At 37.6% G+C, this 22,355-nt stretch carries 19 protein-coding genes; 18 read left to right on the forward strand and 1 reads right to left on the reverse strand.

All coding sequences use genetic code 11. The features are described from left to right. Positions 1-9 precede the first annotated feature (9 nt). The 15 genes from ASF86_RS02495 to ASF86_RS02565 all read left to right on the forward strand — a co-directional run bounded on the left by ASF86_RS02495 (position 10) and on the right by ASF86_RS02565 (position 18,909). Positions 10-513 (forward strand): Hcp family type VI secretion system effector, encoded by a 504-nt coding sequence (locus ASF86_RS02495; protein WP_003651052.1) that lies wholly within the window; start codon positions 10-12, stop codon positions 511-513. A 78-nt stretch (positions 514-591) separates the two neighbouring features. Further along, on the forward strand, positions 592-1,068 hold the full coding sequence (tssE, locus tag ASF86_RS02500) for a type VI secretion system baseplate subunit TssE (RefSeq protein ID WP_002048404.1): 477 nt from the start codon (positions 592-594) through the stop codon (positions 1,066-1,068). A 16-nt stretch (positions 1,069-1,084) separates the two neighbouring features. Then, entirely contained in the window at positions 1,085-2,896 is a 1,812-nt protein-coding gene (tssF, locus tag ASF86_RS02505) for a type VI secretion system baseplate subunit TssF (protein ID WP_056479117.1), read from the forward strand. Beyond that, a complete protein-coding gene (gene tssG, locus ASF86_RS02510) occupies positions 2,860-3,858 on the forward strand; it encodes a type VI secretion system baseplate subunit TssG (RefSeq protein ID WP_056479120.1) in 999 nt (332 codons plus the stop codon). Before tssF ends, tssG begins: the two co-directional genes overlap by 37 nt. After that, complete coding sequence (locus ASF86_RS02515; RefSeq protein ID WP_056479123.1) at positions 3,855-5,264, forward strand: hypothetical protein; 1,410 nt, start codon at positions 3,855-3,857, stop codon at positions 5,262-5,264. Before tssG ends, ASF86_RS02515 begins: the two co-directional genes overlap by 4 nt. Positions 5,265-5,294: 30 nt before the next feature. Then, entirely contained in the window at positions 5,295-9,116 is a 3,822-nt protein-coding gene (gene tssM / locus ASF86_RS02520; RefSeq protein WP_056479126.1) for a type VI secretion system membrane subunit TssM, read from the forward strand. A 37-nt stretch (positions 9,117-9,153) separates the two neighbouring features. Further along, positions 9,154-10,113 carry a type VI secretion system-associated protein TagF gene (gene tagF, locus ASF86_RS02525; protein ID WP_056479128.1) on the forward strand — a complete coding sequence of 320 codons (960 nt, stop codon included), beginning with the start codon at positions 9,154-9,156 and terminating at the stop codon, positions 10,111-10,113. A 2-nt stretch (positions 10,114-10,115) separates the two neighbouring features. After that, complete coding sequence (locus tag ASF86_RS02530) at positions 10,116-10,883, forward strand: OmpA family protein (RefSeq protein WP_056479131.1); 768 nt, start codon at positions 10,116-10,118, stop codon at positions 10,881-10,883. 16 nt (positions 10,884-10,899) lie between these two features. Continuing rightward, on the forward strand, positions 10,900-11,163 hold the full coding sequence (locus tag ASF86_RS02535; RefSeq protein ID WP_003651066.1) for a PAAR domain-containing protein: 264 nt from the start codon (positions 10,900-10,902) through the stop codon (positions 11,161-11,163). Between the two features lie 148 nt (positions 11,164-11,311). Then, positions 11,312-13,993, forward strand: a complete 2,682-nt coding sequence (gene tssH, locus ASF86_RS02540) for a type VI secretion system ATPase TssH (RefSeq protein ID WP_081407524.1) — start codon at positions 11,312-11,314, stop codon at positions 13,991-13,993. Positions 13,994-14,015: 22 nt separating this feature from the next. Then, positions 14,016-15,110, forward strand: coding sequence for a type VI secretion system protein TssA (gene tssA / locus ASF86_RS02545; RefSeq protein WP_056479137.1), 1,095 nt, complete (start codon positions 14,016-14,018; stop codon positions 15,108-15,110). A gap of 16 nt (positions 15,111-15,126) precedes the next feature. Further along, positions 15,127-16,491 (forward strand): type VI secretion system baseplate subunit TssK, encoded by a 1,365-nt coding sequence (gene tssK, locus ASF86_RS02550; RefSeq protein WP_056479140.1) that lies wholly within the window; start codon positions 15,127-15,129, stop codon positions 16,489-16,491. A gap of 17 nt (positions 16,492-16,508) precedes the next feature. Continuing rightward, the gene (icmH, locus tag ASF86_RS02555; RefSeq protein ID WP_017390380.1) at positions 16,509-17,315 is read left to right on the forward strand and encodes a type IVB secretion system protein IcmH/DotU; all 807 of its coding nucleotides are present in this window, start codon (positions 16,509-16,511) and stop codon (positions 17,313-17,315) included. 12 nt (positions 17,316-17,327) lie between these two features. Further along, positions 17,328-17,948 carry a hypothetical protein gene (locus tag ASF86_RS02560; protein ID WP_056479143.1) on the forward strand — a complete coding sequence of 207 codons (621 nt, stop codon included), beginning with the start codon at positions 17,328-17,330 and terminating at the stop codon, positions 17,946-17,948. A gap of 7 nt (positions 17,949-17,955) precedes the next feature. Next, positions 17,956-18,909 (forward strand): M15 family metallopeptidase, encoded by a 954-nt coding sequence (locus ASF86_RS02565; RefSeq protein ID WP_056479146.1) that lies wholly within the window; start codon positions 17,956-17,958, stop codon positions 18,907-18,909. On the opposite strand, the gene ASF86_RS02570 is transcribed toward ASF86_RS02565, so the two are convergent. Then, positions 18,906-19,763, reverse strand: a complete 858-nt coding sequence (locus ASF86_RS02570; RefSeq protein WP_056479149.1) for a LysR family transcriptional regulator — start codon at positions 19,761-19,763, stop codon at positions 18,906-18,908. The two genes, ASF86_RS02565 and ASF86_RS02570, sit on opposite strands and share 4 nt — an antisense overlap. A gap of 147 nt (positions 19,764-19,910) precedes the next feature. Here ASF86_RS02570 and ASF86_RS02575 point away from each other — a divergent pair, with 147 nt between their 5' ends. From ASF86_RS02575 to ASF86_RS02585, 3 genes are read left to right on the forward strand one after another with little or no spacing between them, the layout of a single operon-like run. Next, positions 19,911-20,579 (forward strand): ankyrin repeat domain-containing protein, encoded by a 669-nt coding sequence (locus ASF86_RS02575; protein WP_056479153.1) that lies wholly within the window; start codon positions 19,911-19,913, stop codon positions 20,577-20,579. A 16-nt stretch (positions 20,580-20,595) separates the two neighbouring features. Continuing rightward, positions 20,596-21,078, forward strand: a complete 483-nt coding sequence (locus tag ASF86_RS02580; RefSeq protein ID WP_056479156.1) for a nucleoside deaminase — start codon at positions 20,596-20,598, stop codon at positions 21,076-21,078. Further along, on the forward strand, positions 21,078-22,259 hold the full coding sequence (locus ASF86_RS02585) for a cyanate transporter (protein WP_056479159.1): 1,182 nt from the start codon (positions 21,078-21,080) through the stop codon (positions 22,257-22,259). Before ASF86_RS02580 ends, ASF86_RS02585 begins: the two co-directional genes overlap by 1 nt. The last annotated feature ends 96 nt before the right edge of the window (positions 22,260-22,355 follow it).

A 22,355-nucleotide genomic window follows, 5' to 3' on the forward strand; every position in this document is an offset into this window, starting at 1 on the left:
AAGTTCTAAATGAAAGATATATACGTTGAGTTTCGCGGTAAGTATAAAGTTGATGGCGAGTCTCGTGATTCTGAGCACAAAGGCTGGTTAGAAGTCAACTCTTGGTCTCACAACATTCGTCAACCTAAATCTGCTACTTCAAGTAGTGTTGGTGGTCATACTGCTGAACGTGTTGAACATTCAGATATGCTTTTTATTAAAGACCTAGATGCAACTAGCCCGAAATTATGGGAAGCATGTTCAGCTGGTTATACATTTGATGAAGTACAAATTGATTTTTATCGTGCGAATGGTGACAAACGCATCAAGTACTTACAAATTAAATTGAAGCATGTTCTAGTTTCTAGCGTAACTCCAACAGTTAATGAAGAAGGTGTTCCAACTGAAGCGTTTGGTTTGAAATACGCAGCTGTTGAATGGACATATAACCAACAAGATATTAACGGTACTGCTAAAGGTGCTGTTACTAAGAAATGGTCACTTTCTAATAATACTGCTTCTTACGCAGCATAATTATTTAAGTGAATATTTGGTGGAGGCTGACATAAAGTTAGCCTCTGCTGTCTTTAAGCATGCTTGTTGTGAACTCGAATGAATTTAGATCGGCTTTATCCATACGGATTTCGTTCAACTCTGTTTGATCGTTTAATTCCTGAAAGTGAAGATTATGCAAAAGGTCTTTCTATTCAGCAATTAAGAGAATCGGTAGCGAAAGATTTAGAAGACTTGCTAAATAGTCGGGTCGCTAAATTGGACCACGTGGTCGATGATTATCCGCTAGTTAAAAAATCTATACTTCAGTTCGGGATTATTGATTTTGTGGGGCTTTCTACAGCCAATCCGCTAGATCGAGACAAGATTTGCCAATCAATTGAACAATCAATTGCAGCTCATGAGCCCAGATTAAGACAAATACGGGTAGAGATGTTGTTGGATGGGCATAATATGGGGGCATTGTGTTTAAGCATTCAGGCTTATCTAAATATTCATCCACTGTATGAACCTGTCGTTTTTGATGCATTGCTAAAACCGACAACGCAACAATATGTAATTTCGGCGAGAACCTAAGCGTAGTGGGTGTGTTGTGATAGAAGAGCTTTTACCGTTTTACGAAAAACAACTACAAGAATTTGGTCAGCAATCTCGAGAATTTGCCCAAAAATATCCGAAAATTGCTCAGCGTTTATCGTTAAATCAAGAGCAGATTGATGATCCGCATATTGAGCGTCTAATACAGGCGTTTTCATTAATTGCTGCTCGCATTGATAAAAAACTTGCTGATAGTTATGACGTATTTACACGTTCTTTATTTGAGGTAATGTTTCCTCAATACTTACGTCACTTTCCTGCTTGTTCGGTGGTAAGTTTCGAAGATTTAAATAAAATAAAGCAGCTCACAGAAGCACATATTGTTCCTGCACACACAGTCTTGAAGTCGCGTAGTTTTAAAGGTGTTCAGTGTGAGTTTAATACCACGCAAGAAATCAAATTACTCCCGATAAGTTTGCAAGCGCTAGAGTTTAAAAGTACACCAAGTGCACATATGCATTTGAGCCAAAATGCGACTTTAAATTTTAAGTTTGAAATTTTTAATCATGCTCATTTATGTTTAATAAATGAAAAGCTTCCTATTTATTTAGATGCAATTTCTAATTTTCCACTTCAAGTACTAGACAGTATTTTTAAGAAGGAAACAACTTTTGCCATAAAAACAGGGCAGAAAGTTGTAGCGTTGGATAAAAATCCATTTGAGTTAACTGGTTTTTCAGAGCAAGAAAGTCTATTACCACTCGATCAGCATACTCATCATGCGTATCGTTTGCTGATGGAGTATTTCTGTTTTCCTGAAAAATTCAATTATCTTAAGCTAGATTTAGACCTTTTAAAGAATCTATCTCTAGAAGAGAGTGATTTTGAACTGCTTGTACATTTTAAATTAAATTTAAATGATCAAGCCGTAGTTCGAAATTATTCTGAGTTGAATGTTGCTAATTTTAAATTATTTACTACACCAGTCATTAATTTATTTGAAAAATATGCTGAACCTCAAAAAATCGTACACAAGCAATTAGAATATCCATTAATTACAGATGCACATCATCCTGAGTTTTATCAAGTCTATTCAATTACTGAAATGAATATGGTGCGTGAAAAAACTAGTCACGAAGAAAGCTATGTTCCGGTGCTGCCTTTTTTTGCGATGAGCCACTACCATGCGGACAAGGCCCGCTTTTTCTATTCGGTAAACTATCAAAAACTACAACCAAATTTTGTTGAAATGGGATATTCAATTATTTCTAAAAATTTAAATCCTTCTTCAACACGTTCAGATTTTATTAGTACAAAATTATTATGTTCAAATCGTGATTTGCCACATGAAGCATTGGGGCAGTCTAATAATATATTGAACTTAAATGATAGTAGTCTGGCCAGACGTGCCATTGTTTTAAAAAGACCGACAAAACCTTATCAATTTGGACAAAGCCAGACTGAGCAGTGGCGTGTCATTTCACACCTTTCATTAAATAGTTTAGCTTTAATGAAAGGTGATGCCGTATCTCATATTAAAGAGTTACTTGCTTTATATAACTTACCGTTATCAAAAGAAAATTATCTAATTATTGAATCAATTAAACATCTTGAATTTTCACTTACTCACAAACTAGTAGATGGTAAACCATTCCCAATGTTTGTAAGGGGCGTGAAAGCCGAGTTGCAAATTGATTCATCTGTATTTAGAGGGCATAGCCTATACATTTTTAGCCAATTGTTAAGTCGTGTTTTTAATTTAAAGGTTCAAATTAATAGTTTTGTTGATTTGGTTGTTAAGGATTATTCATCTCAGCAGGAGTTATACCAATGCAGTCAGAACGTTGGTGGCAAGACTCTTCTATAACAGCTGAGCTGTTTACAAAGCCAAAGTCTTTTGAATTTATTCAGGCAACACGTCTATTAAGGCATGACTCTAGTCGCGCAGTTGGTTCATCTTGGAGTGATCATTTCAAGTTTGAGACATCCTTTAATTTAAATTTTCCTGCTACAGAAATTGAAAATTTAGAATTAACGGACGAAAGGGTTTATATCACGAATTTAATCGTTGGTCTTACTGGCATACAAGGTGCTTTACCTTATACATATACGAATAAGATTAAACAGGCCCCACGTCAACAAAGAGCTGAAACTAAAGAGTTTCTGAGCTTATTTAACCATAAGCTTACTGCTCAATATGTAGAGTCCAGCATTACATATAATTTACCGATTCGATATGAGACTGAGTATAAAAACGATTATTTAGATATTCTGCATGCATTGAATGGCTATGTGCGCTCCCAACATCAGCAAACAGAGCTTGATGACTATTTTGCAGAGTTTTCTGGATTAATGCAGGGCCAGAATAATACAGTTCATGCATTAAAAACGATGCTGTCCTGTATTTTTAAGCATGAAATTACGATTAAAGAGTTTATACAAGAATCTTTTAAGTTGGCGAGTGATCAATTAACGACTTTAGGTGGAAGTCAGCCGAGTTTACTTGGCATTAATACGTTTTGTGGGGAAACCATTCAGCAAATTGATGGAAAAATTGAAATTCAGATTGGGCCACTAAAGCGTCAGCAATATTTAAATTTCCTCCCAAATCAAGAGTTGAGTTTAAAACTAAAAAAAATTGTAGAAACGTGGTGTAGTCCAACTTTATCGATAGATCTTCGACTCGTATTGGATGAGTCAGAAATACAACCTATTTGTCTAACTAAGAATAACCAGAATGGTTTAGGGCAGGGTTCTTTTCTCATATCACGACAACCAAAAGTACATAGTCATGAAACTTGCTATAGCCTTATTGGAGAGAGAATGTGATTAAAAAAATATTACTCTCATTTATTGCTATTTTTACAGTGGTTAGTGGATTTATTATTTTCTACTGGCGTGACGTTCAATATAACCCTGATAAAGGTGATTTTTTTCTTTATTTCTTATTGTTACCAGCAATTATTACATTGGTGATCTTATCGCCATGGTTAATTTATAGTACCTATAGAGCTTATAAAGACAAGAAAGAACAAGCTATAAATCAAGACAAAGATGATGCTAATCAAAAACAAACTACTGTAAGTGACGCACCACTCGAACAGTTAGATTTTAATATTTACTCTGCTTTTGCCGTACATGCATTAGGTGAGAATGAATCAATTATTGAGCAGCTACAAAACTTCAAAAGCCCGGAGTTAGATGATCAACTGTTAAATTCTTATGGATTGCCTCTATTATCTTATCGTATTAAAGACTTGGATGAAGACAATCATGAGGAGAGTGATTACTCATCTTCACGACAACTTCGTATGATGTCATTAATACAACAACAATTAGAACAAAATATAGAAAACTTATATCTTCTTGCAGAGCATTTAAAGCGTTCAACATTATTTTATGAGTCGCAACAAGCCCGTGAATATCATATGCATCCGGCATGGGTTGATCCTGAGTCTGAATATGATGATGTTCAAATGCCTGTAGTCGAAGTTTACCGTTTAAATCGTTTAAATTTACACATCCTTCTTTCGGAGGATTTACTACATATCTGGAATGATGATCAAAGTAATGAATTAATTTTAGAGTTCTTTGCTGAGATTGGTATTGCTCCGCAAAAGGTTCATATTGAATATCATTTTTTTGGAGAGCAATTAGCTTACCAAGAGTTGATACACCTATTAAAAGGTATTCATAAAAGAGAGCATGAGATGTTCTTTTTAGTCGTCGCTGATTCAGAAATTGATCAAGATCTAGTCGATGAAAAATCTTGGATGATTAAAGATTATATTCCTGCTGAATTTGCAGCAAGCTGTTTACTCGCAGATCCTTTAGTAAAAATTCAAGAATTAGAGCCTACTAAAGCACTGGAAGTGGTTGTGGGCCAACAAGATACAGCGAAGCTTTTTAATAACTTTGAATTTAATGATTTACCTCAGCATGAGGGAGAGGAACCTTATGTGCTGATATTGTCAGATCAGACCGATATAAGAGTTTCGAAGAAATTGCAGCAACACTTTCTTAAAACACCTGTAGAACCGCATCACTATATTTATGTGAAATCTTCATTAGGGCATACCCAACATTTAGCTGATATTTATGGTTTTATGCTAAGTATGCATTTCCCTGAACATATCATTCCTTTTGTCTTTGGTGAAAATACGGTGTCAGCACATACGTTTGTGAAGCATGTCACCGAAAATTCAGAAGATGATGTGATGGTGTTGAATAACTAATTTAAACTTTGGACTTAGAACGAGAATAGAATGCATACAATTTTAGGCTACTTGTGGCAGTACATCACGAATCCTAAAGCAATTATCGCCTTGTCATTGTTCGTGGCATTGATGTCTTCATATACTTCAATTCCCCGTCATATATTCTGGGCTTTAGCGACTGCCTATGCTTTGGGTCTTATTGTTTATGGTATCTATTGGCTTATTCAACGAAGAAAACATGCGGCTCAAGGTGAAGAGTTAGCTGAAGCGATTGAAAAAGATAATCAAGCTGAGTACGGAAAAAATAAAGATAAAGAAGAGCTTCAGCTTGTTAATCAACAAATGAAAGAATCAATTCAACTGATTCGTAAATCTAAGTTGGGTGATAAAAAAGGGAATGCGGCACTCTATGAGCTTCCTTGGTATATGGTTATTGGTAACCCCGCTGCAGGTAAAAGTTCAGCTATCTATAATTCTGGTTTAAAGTTTCCATTCGAAGAAACGCATCAAAAAATGGTATCGGCTGGGTTAAGCGGTACTCGAAATTGTGACTGGTTTTTCTCTACAGAAGGTATTTTACTCGATACAGCTGGTCGTTATTCTGTTTATAGCGAAGATCATTCTGAGTGGCTAGGTTTCTTAAATATTTTAAAAAAGAACCGTTCTAAAGCTCCGGTCAATGGTTTGATTTTAATTGTCAGTATTGCTGAGCTGATTAGTCAAAGTCCTGAAAATTCGTTAAAGCTTGCTAAAAATTTACGTGCTCGTATTCAAGATTTAACTGAGCGCTTAGAAGTCGTTGTTCCTGTCTATTTAGTCTTTTCAAAAATGGATTTGATTGCGGGTTTTACAGAGTTTTTTGAATTCTATGAAGCTCAGGAATATAACCAAGCTTGGGGGGCGACCCTTCCTTATGAACAGAGTTCTTCGCACAATGCCGTAGATTTATTCGAGAAACATTACAATATTCTTTACGATGGTTTAAAAGGGGTAAGTTCGACTCATTTAAGTCGCCGCCATTCGCAGAATATCTCTCCAAGTGTAATGACTTTCCCATTAGAATTTAAAACATTAAAACCAGCTTTAAAGAGCTTTATTGCGACACTTTTTGAAGATAATCCATATCAATTTCAACCTGTTTTCCGTGGGTTCTACTTCACTAGTGCTTTGCAGGAAGGTGTAATTGAAAGTCCAATGACGGAGCAAATTGCACAGGAATTCCAGTTAACTCAAATTGCTCAAAGTGATTTAAAAGATCATTCAAAAATTACCCCTAACCATGGTTATTTCTTAAATGGGCTATTTTCAGATGTTATTTTAAAAGATAAAGATCTGGTTAAGCAGCATGTAAATGCTGGCAGAAAACGTCAGCGTTACATTGCATTTATTGGCGCTTTAGCAGGTGTTTCAATTATTCTTGGTGTCTGGGTTTGGTCATATCGCAATAACCAGCAATTGATTGGTGAAGTTCAAGCAGATTTAAATAAGGTTGTTCAATTAGAAAAATCTTCAGGCCAGCAATTATCAACCCAGTTAGAAGCTTTACTTATTCTTCAAAGACGTCTACAGCAGTTAGATGAGTTTGATGAAAATAGACCACTTAAGTTTAGTTTTGGTTTATATCAGGGCAACGAACTTCGTGAAAAACTAAAAGCGGAATATTTAAAAGGCGTTAAGCAAATTGTTTTAACACCAACACAGCAAAATATTGCTCAATATTTGCAACGCGTAAAAAATAATGAAGCAACATTAAAAGCCAATCATACGAATGTTGAGATTAAACAAACTGCTCAGTCTCAACAATATTTGGAACCTTCAGACACAAATCCTCAAGATGCTTACAATGCATTAAAAGCATATTTAATGATGAGTAATCCACAATACATGGATGCAAGTCATTTAAGTGATCAGGTTACGCGTTTCTGGCGTTCTTGGTTAGATGCCAATAAGGGCCAAATGCCACGTGCAGATATGATTCAGGAAGCTGAACAGATCTTGTCATATGCAATGACTTTAGCAAATGACAAACAATTCCCAATTTTAGATGCGGATTCACAAATTGTTGATCAAACACGTCAAGTGTTGCTCTCTGTTGTCAGAGGAATGCCTGCGCGTGATCGTGTTTATAATGAAATAAAAATGCGTGCTGCGGTACGTTTCCCTGCGCTGACTGTCAGTCAAATTGTGGGTGAGGCAAATAAAAATGTTGTATTGGGTAGTTATGCATTGCCTGGTGTATTTACCCAAAAAGCATGGAATGACTATGTAGAAAAGGCAATTGAAGAAGCTGCAGATAAGCCAACAGATAGTAAAGACTGGGTGTTAAATAGCCGTCAATCTGATGATTTAACTTTCTCTGGCAGCCCTGAACAAATTAGAAAGCAACTGACAGCACTCTATAAGCAAGAATATATTGCGGAATGGAGAAAATTTTTAAGTGGTATTCATTATGCTAAAGCTGGCCAATTTGCTCAGCAAGTAAAAAATATTGATGTTTTAGGTGAGCCGCAGAACTCTCCAATTCGTACCTTAATTGAAAGAGTGGCAATCGAAACAAACTGGGATAATCCAGTTGTGCAAGCAGAGCTAGCGGCTCCACAAAAAGGATTTGTTGCGTGGTTTAAACGTAAAGTTTTAAATCATGATGATAAGGCTGCTAATCAAGTGGCGACTAATGCTCAGGGCGCGATTTCTCAAGAATATCAAATGTTCTATCAGTTGGTTCGCAAACGCGATGATCAACAAGGTAAATCATTACTTGATGAATATATGACAAATTTAGCTCTAGTTCGTAGCAAGTTTAACGAGCTTAAGAATGCAGGTGAAGTTGGGCCTAATGCGATGACATTAGTTAAGCAAACCCTGAATGAGCAAACTTCTGTATTTAACCAGACGCAAAAAATTGTAGATGAAAAAATGGCGGTTGGTTTCAATGAAATTGATCAGCGATTACTACAAAAATTGGTAGTTAGTCCACTTACGCAGGCTTTTGAAAGTTTAATTACACCGACACAAGATGAAATTAATAAATTGTGGGTAATGCAAGCTTATCAACCATTTACAGCAAATCTTGCTAAGAAATATCCATTTAACTCATCAGCTTCTTTGCAAGCGACAAGCAGTGAAATTGGTCAAATTTTGGGCGAGAACGGTAGTATTTCACGCTTTGTAAAAGAAAGTCTTGATCCATTTGTGATCCGTCGTGGTTATACGTTAACGTCTAAAACATGGAAAGATTTAGGAATTAGTTTAAATCCTCAATTCGTCATGAATTTCCAAAGATATGTTACTCCAGCGAATGGTATGGCAACAGGTGAGTTGAATGCTCAAGCTCCAGCGGCACCAGCAACCAACCAATCTAACTTCCAGTTCTACCCAATTCCAAATCCACAATTGCTTTCATATACCGTTGATATTGATGGTCAGCGTATGACTTATGAAAACGGTGTGCAGCAGTGGGTCAACTTCATTTGGCCAAACCAAGGAAGCATTCCGGGTGCTCGTATTACTGCTGTGGATTTACAAGGTCAAACGCACACGATTTTTGATGAGCCAGGTGAGTATGGTATTAACCGTTTAATTGATAGTGCTCAGCGTAAAGAACAAAATGGCGGATTTGAAATGCTTTGGCGTAGTAAGACCGATCCATCATTAGTTGTAAAAATGAATTTCCGTCTAATCAGCAGTAATTCAGGCAGCATTGGTTCAAGCCGTGGTTATGCAGGTATGCAACTCGTTGATAAAGTCACTGCCGATAAAGCAGCTCGAGTGGTGTCTGCTCAGCAAGCACCAGCTCAAGCTGCTGCTCCAGCAAAAACAGAAAATCCTGTTGCAGCATTCGCTCAGCCTTCTGCGGGAGTTAAACCATGACATGGAAAATAACCTCTATGCGAAAGGAGGAGCACTAATGCAAACATTAAAAACCACTCCTTTGTATTACGGCAAAAGTCCTGCACGAGGCGACTTTTTAAAAACAAAAGGTCAGAATGCTTTAATACAGTTGCTTGATCAGTGGATTACTGAAGCATTGGAATATGCGATGCAATCGGGCAACTTTAAAGAAGCTTATAGCACGTTGCCTTCACTGGATTTCTTTATTGCCAATCCAAAAGAAAATATGTTTTTGGTTGCGAATCTACTCGCAAGTGAAGATAGTTCGGGTCGATCTTTTCCAATGGTGCTGAGCCATTTATTAGAAATTGATTTGCCGTATGATAATTTGTTATATGCACCATATAGCTATAAACATGTGCTTGTTGATTTATTTCAAAACAATCGCGCTTTAAAAGGCATTAAAGATTCAGATTTGTTACTTGGAAAATTAGGTCACTTACAAAATCAAATTCAGGTTTTAACTGAACGAGAATGTGTAGGCTTTTATGAAAATCATACGATGCACTCATTTGCTCAGTTAATGAAGTTAAGTATTTATGAATTAGCGCAAAGTATGATTGGGCTGGGATTATTACTACAGCCAATTTTACAAAATGGAACTAGTCGGTTAAATAAAGTCCTGATTTTGCCTATTAATAATCCTGCTTACAGTTATGAAATAGCTGCTTTTTGGGTCAGTATTATTTGTCGGTTTTTAAAGGAACATAATACTGAAGTACTTATAGGCTTGTTACATCGAGAGCAACCCGTATTATTCTTTGGTTTTCAAGGTGCAGATATTTTAGCCCTTAGCGATATTTTTACTCAGAATATGGATAGTAAACACTGGGTTTCTTTAATAGAAGCTCAGTGGATTGATACTTATTTGGAGCAGAATGCTGGTTTAGCGACGCTAGAACAATCATTATGCCAACGCCAATTAAGTTTAAATCAAGGCTTAAAACTATTTAGACAGACTTTTTTGGGTGAATAATAATGAATCAACGATATCAAACTAAACTTTCACAGCTCATAAAAGGCTGTTTTATCTATGCCGTTGCTAATTATGCTTTGGCTCAGCCCATTGTTGTAGAAGGTGTAGTTCCTAACGAGGCGAGTAAACAGGCTATCTTATTAAAAATGCAGTCTGTTTACGGTGCAGATCAGGTTGTAGATAAAATACAAGTGAGACCCGTAGTTGCTCCAAATGGATGGAGTGATTCTGTTACACGAGTCATTACACCTGATCTTAAAAAAGTCTCGCAAGGTAAGTTAAGCGTAAACGGTACTCGATTTGAGTTGAGTGGAAAAATGCTGAATCCAGCAGATATTCAACCTACCATTCAGTCTTTTCAAGGGTTAGTTCAGCCTCCGTATCAACTGTATTCACAGTTATCAGTCAATCAGGCTGAACAGAAAATTATTGATGATGCACTTAAAAATCGAATTATTGAGTTTGAATCTGGCAGTGCAGTGTTAACTGATGCCGGTCAAAAAATTCTAGATGAGATGGCTGTTGCTTTAAATAAAGTAGGCGGTAAAAAAGTCAAAATCGTAGGACATACAGATAGTTCCGGCGATGCGACTAAAAACTTAAAACTTAGCCAAGATCGAGCATTGGCAGTAAAAAACTATTTAATTAGTAAGAGTATTCCGGCAGACCATTTATCTGCAGAAGGTTTAGGTTCCTCTAAACCAGTCGCAGATAATACTTCTCCAGAAGGAAGGAAGAAAAACCGTCGAATTGAGTTTACAGTTCTATAAATATAAGGAGAAGAACATGGCTAGCCCTTACATTACGATTGGATGCCCAACAACAGGTGGAGGGCAAGTCATTTCTGGTAATAGTACGTTTTTAATTGATGGAATTGCAATTGCATGTGTAGGAGACAAGGCAACTTGTCCGTTACACAAAACGGTTTCTACGATTGTATCGGGTGATCCGAATATGCTTGTTATGGGAAAATCTGGAGCGCGCGTAAATGATTCATTATCATGCGGTTGTAAATTATTACCAAAACAGAGTTTAGTTAATCAAGGATAAGGGTAGAGATATTTTTATATAGATATAAATATCTACTAGAACATATTAACGCTTGAAATGATGAGTAGTTTGTCTGATAAAGCTGAATTTTGTTAATATACAGACATTATGATTTTAAGCATTAAATTATTTAAAAATATTGAGAGTAATGATGAGTAATTTAAAAATTTTAATTACAAAACTTTCTACAGTTGCGCGTACTGCTTTAGAAAAATCGGCTAATGCTTGTGTTATTCAACAAAATTACGAAATTGAAATTGAACATTTATTTTTAGAGCTACTTAATCAATCTTTAGAGAATGATTTAAAAATTTTATTAAAGAAATATAAAATTTCACCTGAAGCTTTAGCTGATGATTTAAAAGAAACAATATCTCAATTACCGAAAGGTAATAATCGTACTCCTATTTTTGCTAAATCAATCGTTCGTTTGTTCGAACAAGCTTGGTTATTGGCTTCAGCTGAGCAAAATCCAGTCATGCGTAGTGGTCATTTATTAGTTGCATTATTAACTGCACCTGATTTATATCAAATTGCCACTCGAGCTTCGAGTTTATTTGATCTTTTACCAATTGATTCAATGAAACATAAGTTTCTTGAAATTTGTGAGAAGAGTGTTGAACAACAAGATGAAACAAAAACACTTTCGGGTGAAGCTGAACCAACAGAAGCTACTATAGCAAATACCAAAGCAGCTAAAACACCTGCACTTGATCAATATACGATTAATCTCACTGAAAAAGCGAAACAAGGCGGTATAGATCCGGTTATTGGTCGTGAATATGAAATTCGGTTAATGCTCGATATTTTAATGCGTAGACGCCAAAATAACCCGATCTTAACTGGAGAACCGGGGGTTGGTAAAACAGCGGTGGTCGAAGGTTTAGCCTTAAAAATTGCTCAAGGTTTAGTGCCTAACGCCCTAAAAAATGTCCATTTACATGTGCTGGATATGGGGCTGTTACAGGCTGGCGCAAGTGTTAAAGGCGAGTTCGAAAATCGTTTAAAACAGGTTATTCAGGAAGTTCAAGCTTCTGCTCATCCTATTATTTTGTTTATTGATGAAGCGCATACCTTAATTGGCGCAGGCGGACAAGCAGGGCAAAATGATGCTGCAAATCTTTTAAAACCGGCACTTGCACGTGGTGAGTTGCGCACGATTGCTGCAACAACATGGGCAGAATACAAACAATATTTTGAAAAAGATGCTGCATTAAGCCGACGTTTTCAGGTTGTAAAAGTAGAAGAGCCAACCGAAGACGTTGCGGTAGATATGTTGCGTGCAATGATTCCAGTCATGCAACAGCATTTTAAATTACAAATTGATGATGAGGCGATCGTGACGGCGGTTCACTCTTCACATCGATATATTAGTGGTCGTCAACTTCCGGATAAAGCAGTGAGCGTGCTTGATACTGCAGCAGCACGAGTTGCGTTGACCCAAAATGCCCAACCTGTAAAGCTTGATCAGTTAAAAGCTCAAGAGCATAACTTAAAGCTTGAACAGCAAATTTTAGAAAATGAGCATCGTCAGATTCCAATTCATCATGAACGATTGGAAACTTTAAAAGCTAATTTAGAATCTTTGCAAAAAGAGATTCATGAAACCGAAGAGCAGTGGAAAAAAGAATTAGAACTTGTTCATAAAATTCAGGAATTAGAAGCACAGAATCATACGAATGAATCTGAAGCTTATGATCAGATCAATCTATTGCGTAAGGATCTTGCTCAGATTCAAGGTCAGCAACCATTAGTATTTGAAAGAGTAAACTCTCAAATCATTAATGAAATTATTTCTGATTGGACGGGTATTCCAGTTGGAAAAATGGTCAATGATGAAATTAAACAAATATTAACGCTTGAAGATAAATTGGGCGAACGTGTAATGGGTCAAGATTATGCACTCACACAATTAGTTCAGGGCATTAAAACTTCAAAAGCAAAACTTGAAGATCCTAATAAGCCACAAGGTGTATTTCTTTTAGTCGGGCCAAGTGGTGTAGGTAAAACTGAAACTGCATTAACTCTGGCAAATGAATTATATGGTGGTGAGCAGCATTTAATCACAATTAATATGTCTGAATACCAAGAGGCACACACTGTATCTTCACTTAAAGGCGCTCCTCCTGGATATGTAGGATATGGTCAAGGTGGGGTTTTAACAGAAGCTGTTCGCCGTAATCCTTATAGTGTTGTCTTACTTGATGAAATTGAAAAAGCACATAGTGATGTTCAGGAACTGTTCTATCAAGTATTCGATAAAGGTACTTTAGAAGATGGCGAAGGACGAGTTATTGACTTTAAGAACACCACTATTTTGTTGACTTCAAATGCTGGTTCAAGCGCGATTATGCAAGCGTGCTTAAATACACCTGTAGAAGAATGGCCAACAGCTGAAGAGTTGATTGACCATTTAAAACCAAGTTTATATAAGCAATTCAAGCCTGCATTTTTAGGCCGAATGAGAGTTGTGCCATATTTCCCATTGCATGATGATTTACTCGTACGAATTATTAAACACAAGCTAGGCAAGATCACAGCAAGAATTGAGAAACAATACGGTACGCAAGTCCAGTATTCTGACGATTTGGTAGAGCTGCTCTTAAGCCGCTGTACAGAAGTCGATAGTGGAGCGCGTAACGTTGATAATATTTTAAATTCTACGGTGTTACCTGCATTGGCTACAGAAATTTTGGTGGCTTTAGCAGAGCAAAAATTGCCAAAAATTATCATGATTGATGCTAAAGATGACGAAATTCAATATTTACTAGATCCTGTTGCTAAGGCTGCTAAAAAAAGGACGAGTAAAAAATTGAAGTCAGAAGTTTAAAATTGAATAGAGCTAAAATTAGATGAATATTGATATTTCTGAACTCCTTGAACCCATTAGTGATAGTTTGCCTTGTGGTGACGACTTTTCTTTTTCTAATGAATTTCATGAAATAAAAAAAGCGAAAACACAAGATGATTTATTGCTAGATCAAGGTGATTGGGTTGCTGAACGCAAACAGGCCGACTGGGACTTTGTATCAAATAAAACGAGTGTTTTGCTAAAAGAGAATACAAAAGATATTCGTCTATTAACTTGGCTCTTAGAAGCTTGGAGTCATCTTTATGGTTTTGATGGTATGGCTAAAGGTTTAACCTTAAGTCATACCATGTTGAATCAATATTGGCAGGAAATTCACCCTGTTATTGAAGATGATGACTTAGATCAACGCATTGGTTTATTACAGGGTTTAATTAATCAACTTCCGATGTTGTTAAAGAAAGTCTCTTTAACCAACACGGCTCCTTATTATAATTTGCTTGATTATGATAATTTTCTTTATCACGAGAATATTCGCCGTAAACAAACTGAAGATTACGATAGTCAGTCGGGGCCATCGGAGTTAGAACAGTTTGATCAAGCCATTTTCAATACTTCTAAAACTTTTCAATATTCTAATTATCAAGATTTTAGTTCAGTCTTAACTGAATGGGATGTTCTAAAACAAACCCTTGATCATTTAATGGGGCTAGACTCGCCTAGTTTTGGTGCAATTGATTCAGCATTTGAAACCATTCACAGCACATTACGCAAGATTTATAAAGCAGAAGCTTTTGGTACTGGGCTTGCGCCAATCCAAGAACAGGCTGCTGTTATTACAAGCTCATCTATGGAAAATCAAGTGCCTGTACAAATCGTGTCAGATCAGCCCGTTTTTCAGCCTCAAGCACAAACTCACTTGGCTAATCGTGAGCAAGCAATGAAAGTATTGCAAGAAATCGCAGATTACTTTCAAGCAAACGAGCCTCATAGCCCTGTGAGTTATATGCTTCAGAAAACCATTAAATGGAGTCAAATGCCGTTACATGAATGGTTAGCACAAGTCATTAAAGATGAGCATCCATTACAAATGGTTCAGGAAATGTTAGGTGTGCAGCCTAAAAATGAATACGAATAAAGATTGGTAAAGACATATGTTTAAAGCTGAAAAAGTCCTGTGGGGCGAAGGTTTATTTTTAAGACCTCAACATTTCCAAATTCAAGATACCTATCATGAACAACGCTTGAATCATACGGTTCGAGCGGTTGTACCTTTTTCATATGGTATTCAGAAATTAAATTTCGATGAGGCTCAATTGAGCACACATATTCTTGCTCTTGAGTCTGTAGAAATGATTTGGCAAGACGGAGAAATTTATCAGGCACCTTCTTACGATTTATTGCCTGAGCCAATTTTATTGGATGATCTTAATTTACGTGGTGAGATGCTAATCTATTTAGCATTGCCGCTCTTACAAGCAAATAAGCAAAATCTCATTGATCAGAACCAAGCGCAAAAGGGTAGATATCAATCTCATCTTGTCGAGACGCATGATCTATTTACTAACGCTACCGAAGCAGATATTAGTTTGTTACGCCGTCGTGCTGTTTTTAAACTATTAGATGTACATAGTAATCCTGACCATAATTTAGATGGTTTCTTATATTTACCTATTGGAAAGATTAAGCGTCAAAGTTCGGGTGCTTTCGAAATTGATCGAAAGTTTATCCCACCAATTTTGCACGTGGATGCCTCTGAAACACTCATTTCAAATTTAAAAAGAACACTGAACGTTATTAAGGCAAAAATTAAGACGATTCAAACGAATAACAGAGAAAATGAACAGAAGTTAATTGAATTTCGTTCAGGTGATATTGTTTCATTCTGGTTAGTGAATGCATTAAATACAGCTCATGCTGGTCTTAATCATTTTGTGCAGTATCCACAAATTCATCCAGAGCGTTTGTTCTTTGAATTATTGCGTTTAGCAGGTTCATTATTAACTTTCTCGACGGCCTATGATGTCGATCAATTACCTGCCTATAAACACCATAATTTACAAGAAAGTTTTTCGCAGTTAGACACGATTCTACGTGATTTGCTCGATACGATTATTTCGAGTCGATACATTAGTATTGCGCTTAAAGAGATCCGACCTTCATATTGGGTGGGAAGTCTTGAGACCGATAAGATTACTCGAGATACTCGACTTTATATTGCTGTATCAAGTAGCGCAATGCAGACACATGAATTGATTCAGATCGTGCCTTTACGATTCAAGATTGGTAGCACTTTAGATGTAGAGCAGCGTGTAGTTGCTGCATTGCCTGCAATTCCATTGCATCACTTAATTCAAGTTCCAACTGCTATACCAGTACGTTCTGGTGTGAGCTATTTCGAAATTGAACCACATCATGAGCTTTATCAGCGCATGTTAGATTCAGAAACGATTTGTATTTATGTTCCGGCTGGTTTCCAAGATATAAGTATTGAACTGATTGCGGTCATGAACGCTTAACGGTAAAGGAGAGAAAAATGTCACAATCCACAGGTGCTCCTTCTTTATTTGATGATGGGCAAATTGGAACAGGTGGGAGCAATAATAGCCAGTCTCAAGCAAAACTACAGGCAATCAATCTTATTGATTTATTGCATGATGGCTTTTATTTGGTTTTTTTGATTCGAAATCAGTATGTGCCAGCAGATGCACAGCGGTTTCGTGAAAAAATCTTAAATTTACTTAATCAATTTGAGCAACAAGCCAAAAAGTTGCAATTTTCAGCTGATGATATTCATGATGCTAAATATGCATTCTGTGCTTTGATTGATGAAACGATCGTAACGCAACAAGACGCGAGTTATTTTAATTTGCAAAATGCTTGGTTAATTAGTCCATTGCAATTGAGCTTGTTTGGTTCTCAATTGGCTGGTTATCGCTTCTTTGAAATATTGGAGCAATTACGTAGCCGTGGAAAAGAACGTCTAGCTGCTTTAGAAGTATTTCATTACTGCCTTTTATTAGGTTTTCAGGGTAAGTACCGAATTGAGTCAACGGAAAGTCTCAACCACTTAGTATCACGAGTGGGGGACGAAATTGATTATTTGAAAGGGAAAAAGCTCGCATTTTCGCCGTTCTCGGCCATTCCCGATCAGATCCGAAATATTATTCATCGCGAAGTACCATTCTTCTGGATTTTGATCTTTTTATTGATTTTTGCATTACTTACCTTTGCAGGACTAAGATTTATGCTGAATAATCAAAATGATAAAGCATTATCTAATTATCAAAATGTGATTTCTGCTCCTCAAGAGCAAGCACATATTACAATTTATTTACCTTGATGATGGTACGAAATGGCTCAGGAAAAACCAACTTCTATTCGAGTGTTACAGTCGAATAAAAAAAAGCCGAAATCACCAATACTTTATATTGTTATTGGTGTTATTGCCGGGGTGTTTGTCAGCATCTCGCTATTCCTGTTCTTGTCTCAACCGTATTCTTCAGAATCAGCAGCAATTGAGAGTAAATCAACAGAAGAACAGACTTTAAATCAAGAAACGGTTCATTCTTCTGATGAACAAAATCAGGTTGCTGTAAGTCAAGACAATGAAACAGATTCAATGAGCCGTGATGGCTTTGAACAACCTAAAGATAATGAATTAAGTAGTATCTTTAAACCTGTTCCGCATAAGTCCGCTACTACTAATGAACAGCGAGTTTCTCCATTTGATGAACAGCTCACTGGTGAAAAGAAAGTTCAGGTTGTGCCTCAACTACAAACAGGGGCGATACCTAAAGCGACCCAACCGAAAGTTCAGCCTGCTCAACAAAAGCCAGTGAGTAAGCCGCAACAAGTAGCGCAGACTAAACCTGTTGTTGAGAATAAAGCTCCAGCCGAACCAGAAGCTGAGGTTGAACCACCTAAGGCATCGGTAGATATTAAAATTACACGAAGTCCATTTGCCGTGAATTAATGAACTGATGATGATTTTTCTCATTTTCTTTTGCTTTACATGCTTGGCAATTGGTTTAGCGTTTTTAATGTCTTATGAGCTAAGGAGTAGAAGTAAAGATTTTGTTTTGTCATTACTGCCACAAGGTCGTAAACAGCTTAATCAGGTTAGACAATTTGCTCAAACAATGAATCAGGCAGCTGCGCCTGAAAAGCTACAATCCCATTGGCATTTACAGCAGTGGTGGATTGTCATTGCAGGCTTTTTCTTGTTTGCCAGTATTTTAGTGTTTGCTTTTACTCGACCTATTAGTTCAACTCGAATTGAAGCTGAATATCTGAAAAAAACAGATCCTCAAATTTATGCACTTTTGAATGGTGAAATCCTATCGCCACCGCCAGAAGTGGATGAAAGCTTAATTGAAGCTGCGATTGTAGAGGCCACACAATTAGAGCAACAGTATTCCTCTCAAAGTAGTGGCGCTATTAATTCTTCACCTATTGATAATGCGAGTTTCGATGGGCGAGCTATTTTAGATACCAGTCTAGTAGATCGTAAATGGAGCAAAATGAACCCACGTTATAAGCAGCGTTTACTCATGGTGTTTAAAATCATGAAAGAACAATATGGTTATGAGTTGGTTTTATTAGAAGGTTATCGTAGTCCTACTCGTCAGAATATGCTGGCTGGTAATCCGAATACAACAAGAGCAAAAGGTTATCAGAGTTACCATCAATTTGGTTTGGCGGCAGATGTAGCCTTTAAACGAAATGGAAAAGTAGTTATTTCTGAAAGAGACCCGTGGGCTATGCAAGGTTATCGCTTATATGGACAAGTTGCTGAATCGGTTGGTCTCACGTGGGGCGGACGTTGGAAATCTATTCAAGATTATGGACATACTGAATTCCGTATGCCGGGATTAAGAAAAACTCAAGAAATGGCAGAAAAACTAATTGCCGAAAGTTTGAATGATATAAGTTAAACACTTATTGATGATTGAAAACGTTCTTGTAAAACAGTTGTCATCTTGTCTACAAGCTGGGAAATTATCCCAGCTTTTTCCCATGTATAAATTGAAACGACCATAGGGGGAACGGCCCCTAATGCATCATATCGACATACTCGGCGTCCATGGGTGGTAGCCACAGGCAATAAAGATAATCCTAAGCCGGTTTCAACACTGACTAACACGCTTTCTAGGCTACTACCCGTAAAGGCAATATACCAACGTCGCCGTTCACGCTCTAAGGTTGCGAACATCTCATCCCGATAAAGTCCGCCTTGAGGAAAGGTCACTAAACTCATGGGATCAGACCATGTAGTTGTTGAATTCTCACTTTCAAACCATGCCATTTCTTCTGGGAATGTAGCGTGGTGATCAGCACTGGCCGCAGGTTCTTTGACAATAATAATATCGAATTCACCGTTCCGATAACGTTCTGTTAAGTTGCGACTCAAGCCAGAGGTTACGTCTAAACGAATGGAACGATGCTTTTTGGCAAATATACCAAAAACTTCAGCCATTGCTGGACTCATCATATCTTCTGGTAAACCAATACGGATAGGAATACTTCCTGCCGGATCTTTAAGTAGTGCCTCAGCTTCTTGTTGAAGGGTCAAAATCCTTTGCGCATAACCAATCAGATATTCTCCAGACACCGTCAATTTGAAAGGCCGTGCTGTTCGATCTATCAGCGCATGACCGACGGATTCTTCAAGTCGTGCTAACTGCTGACTAATTGTTGATTGAGTTAGGTGTAATCGATCGGCCGCTGCGGTAAAACTGCCAGTTTCAAAAATAGTGACGAAAGCACGTAAAAGGCGAGGATCAAACATTATTAGGTACTGCCCGCTTAAAAGCCGATGAAATAAGTATTCATAATCTTAATACTATCGATTAAATAATTTAATTTCCAAATACTTTTGGTGAAGCTTATTCTAATTGCAAAATGTTTTGCCATAAATTTCTATTGGGAGGTCACCATGCGTAAGTCACTGTTATGGATGAAGCTGATTGTCGCATTAGGGGCTTTGGGTTTTACAAATATGACGAATGCAATGGGTGATTATCCTTTACATCAGGCAGTGATAAATAATGATACTCAATCTATCAAACAGATTTTATCTCAAAAGACCTTAATTGATGAGCGAGATGAAACAGGTTCAACTGCTTTGATGGTCGCAACAAGAGCAAATAATGTACATGCTGCTCATATGCTGATAGATGCTGGCGCTGATGTAAATGCAAAAGACAATATTCAAGACAGTCCGTATTTATACGCTGGTGCACAGGGATATTTAAAAATTCTAAGAATGACACTTATCCATGGTGCCGATTTAAAAAGTATTAACCGTTACGGTGGAACTGCGCTCATTCCAGCAGCGGAACGAGGCCATGTCGAAACAGTTCGTACATTAATTGCGGCCGGTGTAAATGTTAATCATGTCAATAATTTGGGATGGACGGCATTGCTTGAGGCCATCATTTTGGGAAATGGAGAACCCAAATATCAACACATTGTAGAGCTTTTATTAAAAGCAGGTGCTGATCCGAACTTGGCAGATAAAGACAGTATTACACCTTTACAACATGCGCGTTCACGAGGATACCGCGAAATTGAAAAAAGACTTCTTGCAGCTGGTGCAAAATAGAAAGTGAGAGTATGTGATGGAAAAAGGTGAAGAGTTTTTACGTAAAGCGATTGAGCTTGCCTATAACAATATTGAAAAAGGCGGCAGACCATTTGGCGCTGTGGTTGTAAAGAATGGAGAAGTTATTGCTTCAGGCGTAAATCAGATTCTGACAACGAATGACCCAACCGCGCATGCTGAATTACTGGCGATTCGTGCAGCCAGTCAAGTTTTAGGATCTGCCAACCTAGAAGGCTGCTCTGTGTATGCAAGTGGACACCCATGCCCAATGTGTATGGCAGCAATGCGTTTAGCCGGTATAAAGTCGGTGAGCTATGCATATTCTAATGAAGATGGAACACCATTTGGTCTGTCTACAGCCGAAATATATATTGAGCTTGCCAAGCCGTTTGCTGAGCAATCAATGAAAATTCAATATATACCGATCAGGGTTGAAAACCGCACTGATCTTTATGCACATTGGAAGAATTATCAAGCCAATCATTCAGGCTCAGAATAATGAAGCAGTCTGGCGTTTTTTTGACTCGTCCCATGCTTGTTGTAACGGTAGCTTTGGTGGGCCTTAATTTAAGACCATTTATCACAAGTATTGGACCATTGATTGTCAATATTCGAACAGCCACTGGCTTAAGCCTACAAGGCCTAGCACTGCTCACTTTGCTACCGATGATGCTTATGGGAATCGTTGCATTTGTTGGGCCAATATTGCAAAACTTTGTCGGCGAACGAGGCGCTATTCTTGGTGCATTGCTGACCATTTGTGCGGGATGCGCTGTCCGATTTTTCTTTCCTACTGCCGAAGGATTAATTCTTAGCGCCATAGTGATTGGATTCGGAGTCGCGATGATACAAGCGGCATTTCCCGGCATGATTAAACGAGAATTTAGCCAACATATTGGTCCGATGATGGGGCTTTACTCAGCCATGCTTATGGGCGGTGGTGCCTTAGGAGCATGGTTAGCGCCTGTAGTTTCAAATATAACGGGTTTATGGTCTATTGGACTGGCTTTTTTTGCAGTTCCAGCTTTGTTTGCATTTATATTGGCGCTAGCTTTTTTACCTACAAAAGCTAGCTCATCCATTCATCGCGCACCTGTAAGAAAGTTATTAAAGCAACCTCGAACTTGGTTATTAATGGCTTGCTTTGGGCTTGTAAATGGTGGCTACTCATCAGTCGTAGCTTGGTTAGCACCTTCTTTTCAAGATCAGGGTTGCAGCGCAGCGCAAAGTGGGAAATTACTTGCTTTTCTGGCCTTGAGCCAAGCAGCTTCAGCACTCATTTTGCCTGTTTTAGCTAGGAAATATAAAGACCGACGTCCATGGCTATGGTTTACGTTAGCAATGCAAATGGTTGGTTTTTCAGGAATAGCTTTTATGCCTGAGTTCGCCGCTATGCTTTGGGCAATTTGTTTAGGCGTTGGCTTAGGAGGATGCTTTGCATTAACGCTTATAGTTGCATTAGACCATTTTGATGAACCCATTCATGCAGGTGCTTTATCTGCACTGATGCAAGGCGGTGGTTTTTTACTTGCTGCAATCCCTCCATGGATTATTGCAATTTTGCATGATCTTACGGGGGCTTACAAAGCAGGATGGCTTTTTCATTTAGCCAGTGTGATATTGGTTGTTATTTTAGTGATTAGATTAGCTCCTAAAAGTTATTTTAAGGTGAGTCTGTAAAATGTTGAGTTGACTGAGATTCTTTTATCAAGAATTGCTGATTCTAAATCACAAGCAAATTAGGAAATAGTGATAGGATAGAACTGAAAATTTTTC

This window comes from Acinetobacter sp. Leaf130, from assembly GCF_001423205.1.
Taxonomy (GTDB): domain Bacteria; phylum Pseudomonadota; class Gammaproteobacteria; order Pseudomonadales; family Moraxellaceae; genus Acinetobacter; species Acinetobacter calcoaceticus.

Excerpts from the sequence above, each read along its gene's own strand:
- ASF86_RS02495 (WP_003651052.1), top strand. The coding sequence starts at position 10 with ATGAAAGATATATACGTTGAGTTTCGCGGTAAGTATAAAGTTGATGGC.
- tssE (WP_002048404.1), top strand. The coding sequence starts at position 592 with ATGAATTTAGATCGGCTTTATCCATACGGATTTCGTTCAACTCTGTTT.
- tssG (WP_056479120.1), top strand. The coding sequence starts at position 2,860 with ATGCAGTCAGAACGTTGGTGGCAAGACTCTTCTATAACAGCTGAGCTG.
- tssM (WP_056479126.1), top strand. The coding sequence starts at position 5,295 with ATGCATACAATTTTAGGCTACTTGTGGCAGTACATCACGAATCCTAAA.
- tagF (WP_056479128.1), top strand. The coding sequence starts at position 9,154 with ATGCAAACATTAAAAACCACTCCTTTGTATTACGGCAAAAGTCCTGCA.
- ASF86_RS02530 (WP_056479131.1), top strand. The coding sequence starts at position 10,116 with ATGAATCAACGATATCAAACTAAACTTTCACAGCTCATAAAAGGCTGT.
- ASF86_RS02535 (WP_003651066.1), top strand. The coding sequence starts at position 10,900 with ATGGCTAGCCCTTACATTACGATTGGATGCCCAACAACAGGTGGAGGG.
- tssH (WP_081407524.1), top strand. The coding sequence starts at position 11,312 with ATGATGAGTAATTTAAAAATTTTAATTACAAAACTTTCTACAGTTGCG.
- tssA (WP_056479137.1), top strand. The coding sequence starts at position 14,016 with ATGAATATTGATATTTCTGAACTCCTTGAACCCATTAGTGATAGTTTG.
- tssK (WP_056479140.1), top strand. The coding sequence starts at position 15,127 with ATGTTTAAAGCTGAAAAAGTCCTGTGGGGCGAAGGTTTATTTTTAAGA.
- icmH (WP_017390380.1), top strand. The coding sequence starts at position 16,509 with ATGTCACAATCCACAGGTGCTCCTTCTTTATTTGATGATGGGCAAATT.
- ASF86_RS02560 (WP_056479143.1), top strand. The coding sequence starts at position 17,328 with ATGGCTCAGGAAAAACCAACTTCTATTCGAGTGTTACAGTCGAATAAA.
- ASF86_RS02565 (WP_056479146.1), top strand. The coding sequence starts at position 17,956 with ATGATGATTTTTCTCATTTTCTTTTGCTTTACATGCTTGGCAATTGGT.
- ASF86_RS02570 (WP_056479149.1), bottom strand. The coding sequence starts at position 19,763 with ATGTTTGATCCTCGCCTTTTACGTGCTTTCGTCACTATTTTTGAAACT.
- ASF86_RS02575 (WP_056479153.1), top strand. The coding sequence starts at position 19,911 with ATGCGTAAGTCACTGTTATGGATGAAGCTGATTGTCGCATTAGGGGCT.
- ASF86_RS02580 (WP_056479156.1), top strand. The coding sequence starts at position 20,596 with ATGGAAAAAGGTGAAGAGTTTTTACGTAAAGCGATTGAGCTTGCCTAT.
- ASF86_RS02585 (WP_056479159.1), top strand. The coding sequence starts at position 21,078 with ATGAAGCAGTCTGGCGTTTTTTTGACTCGTCCCATGCTTGTTGTAACG.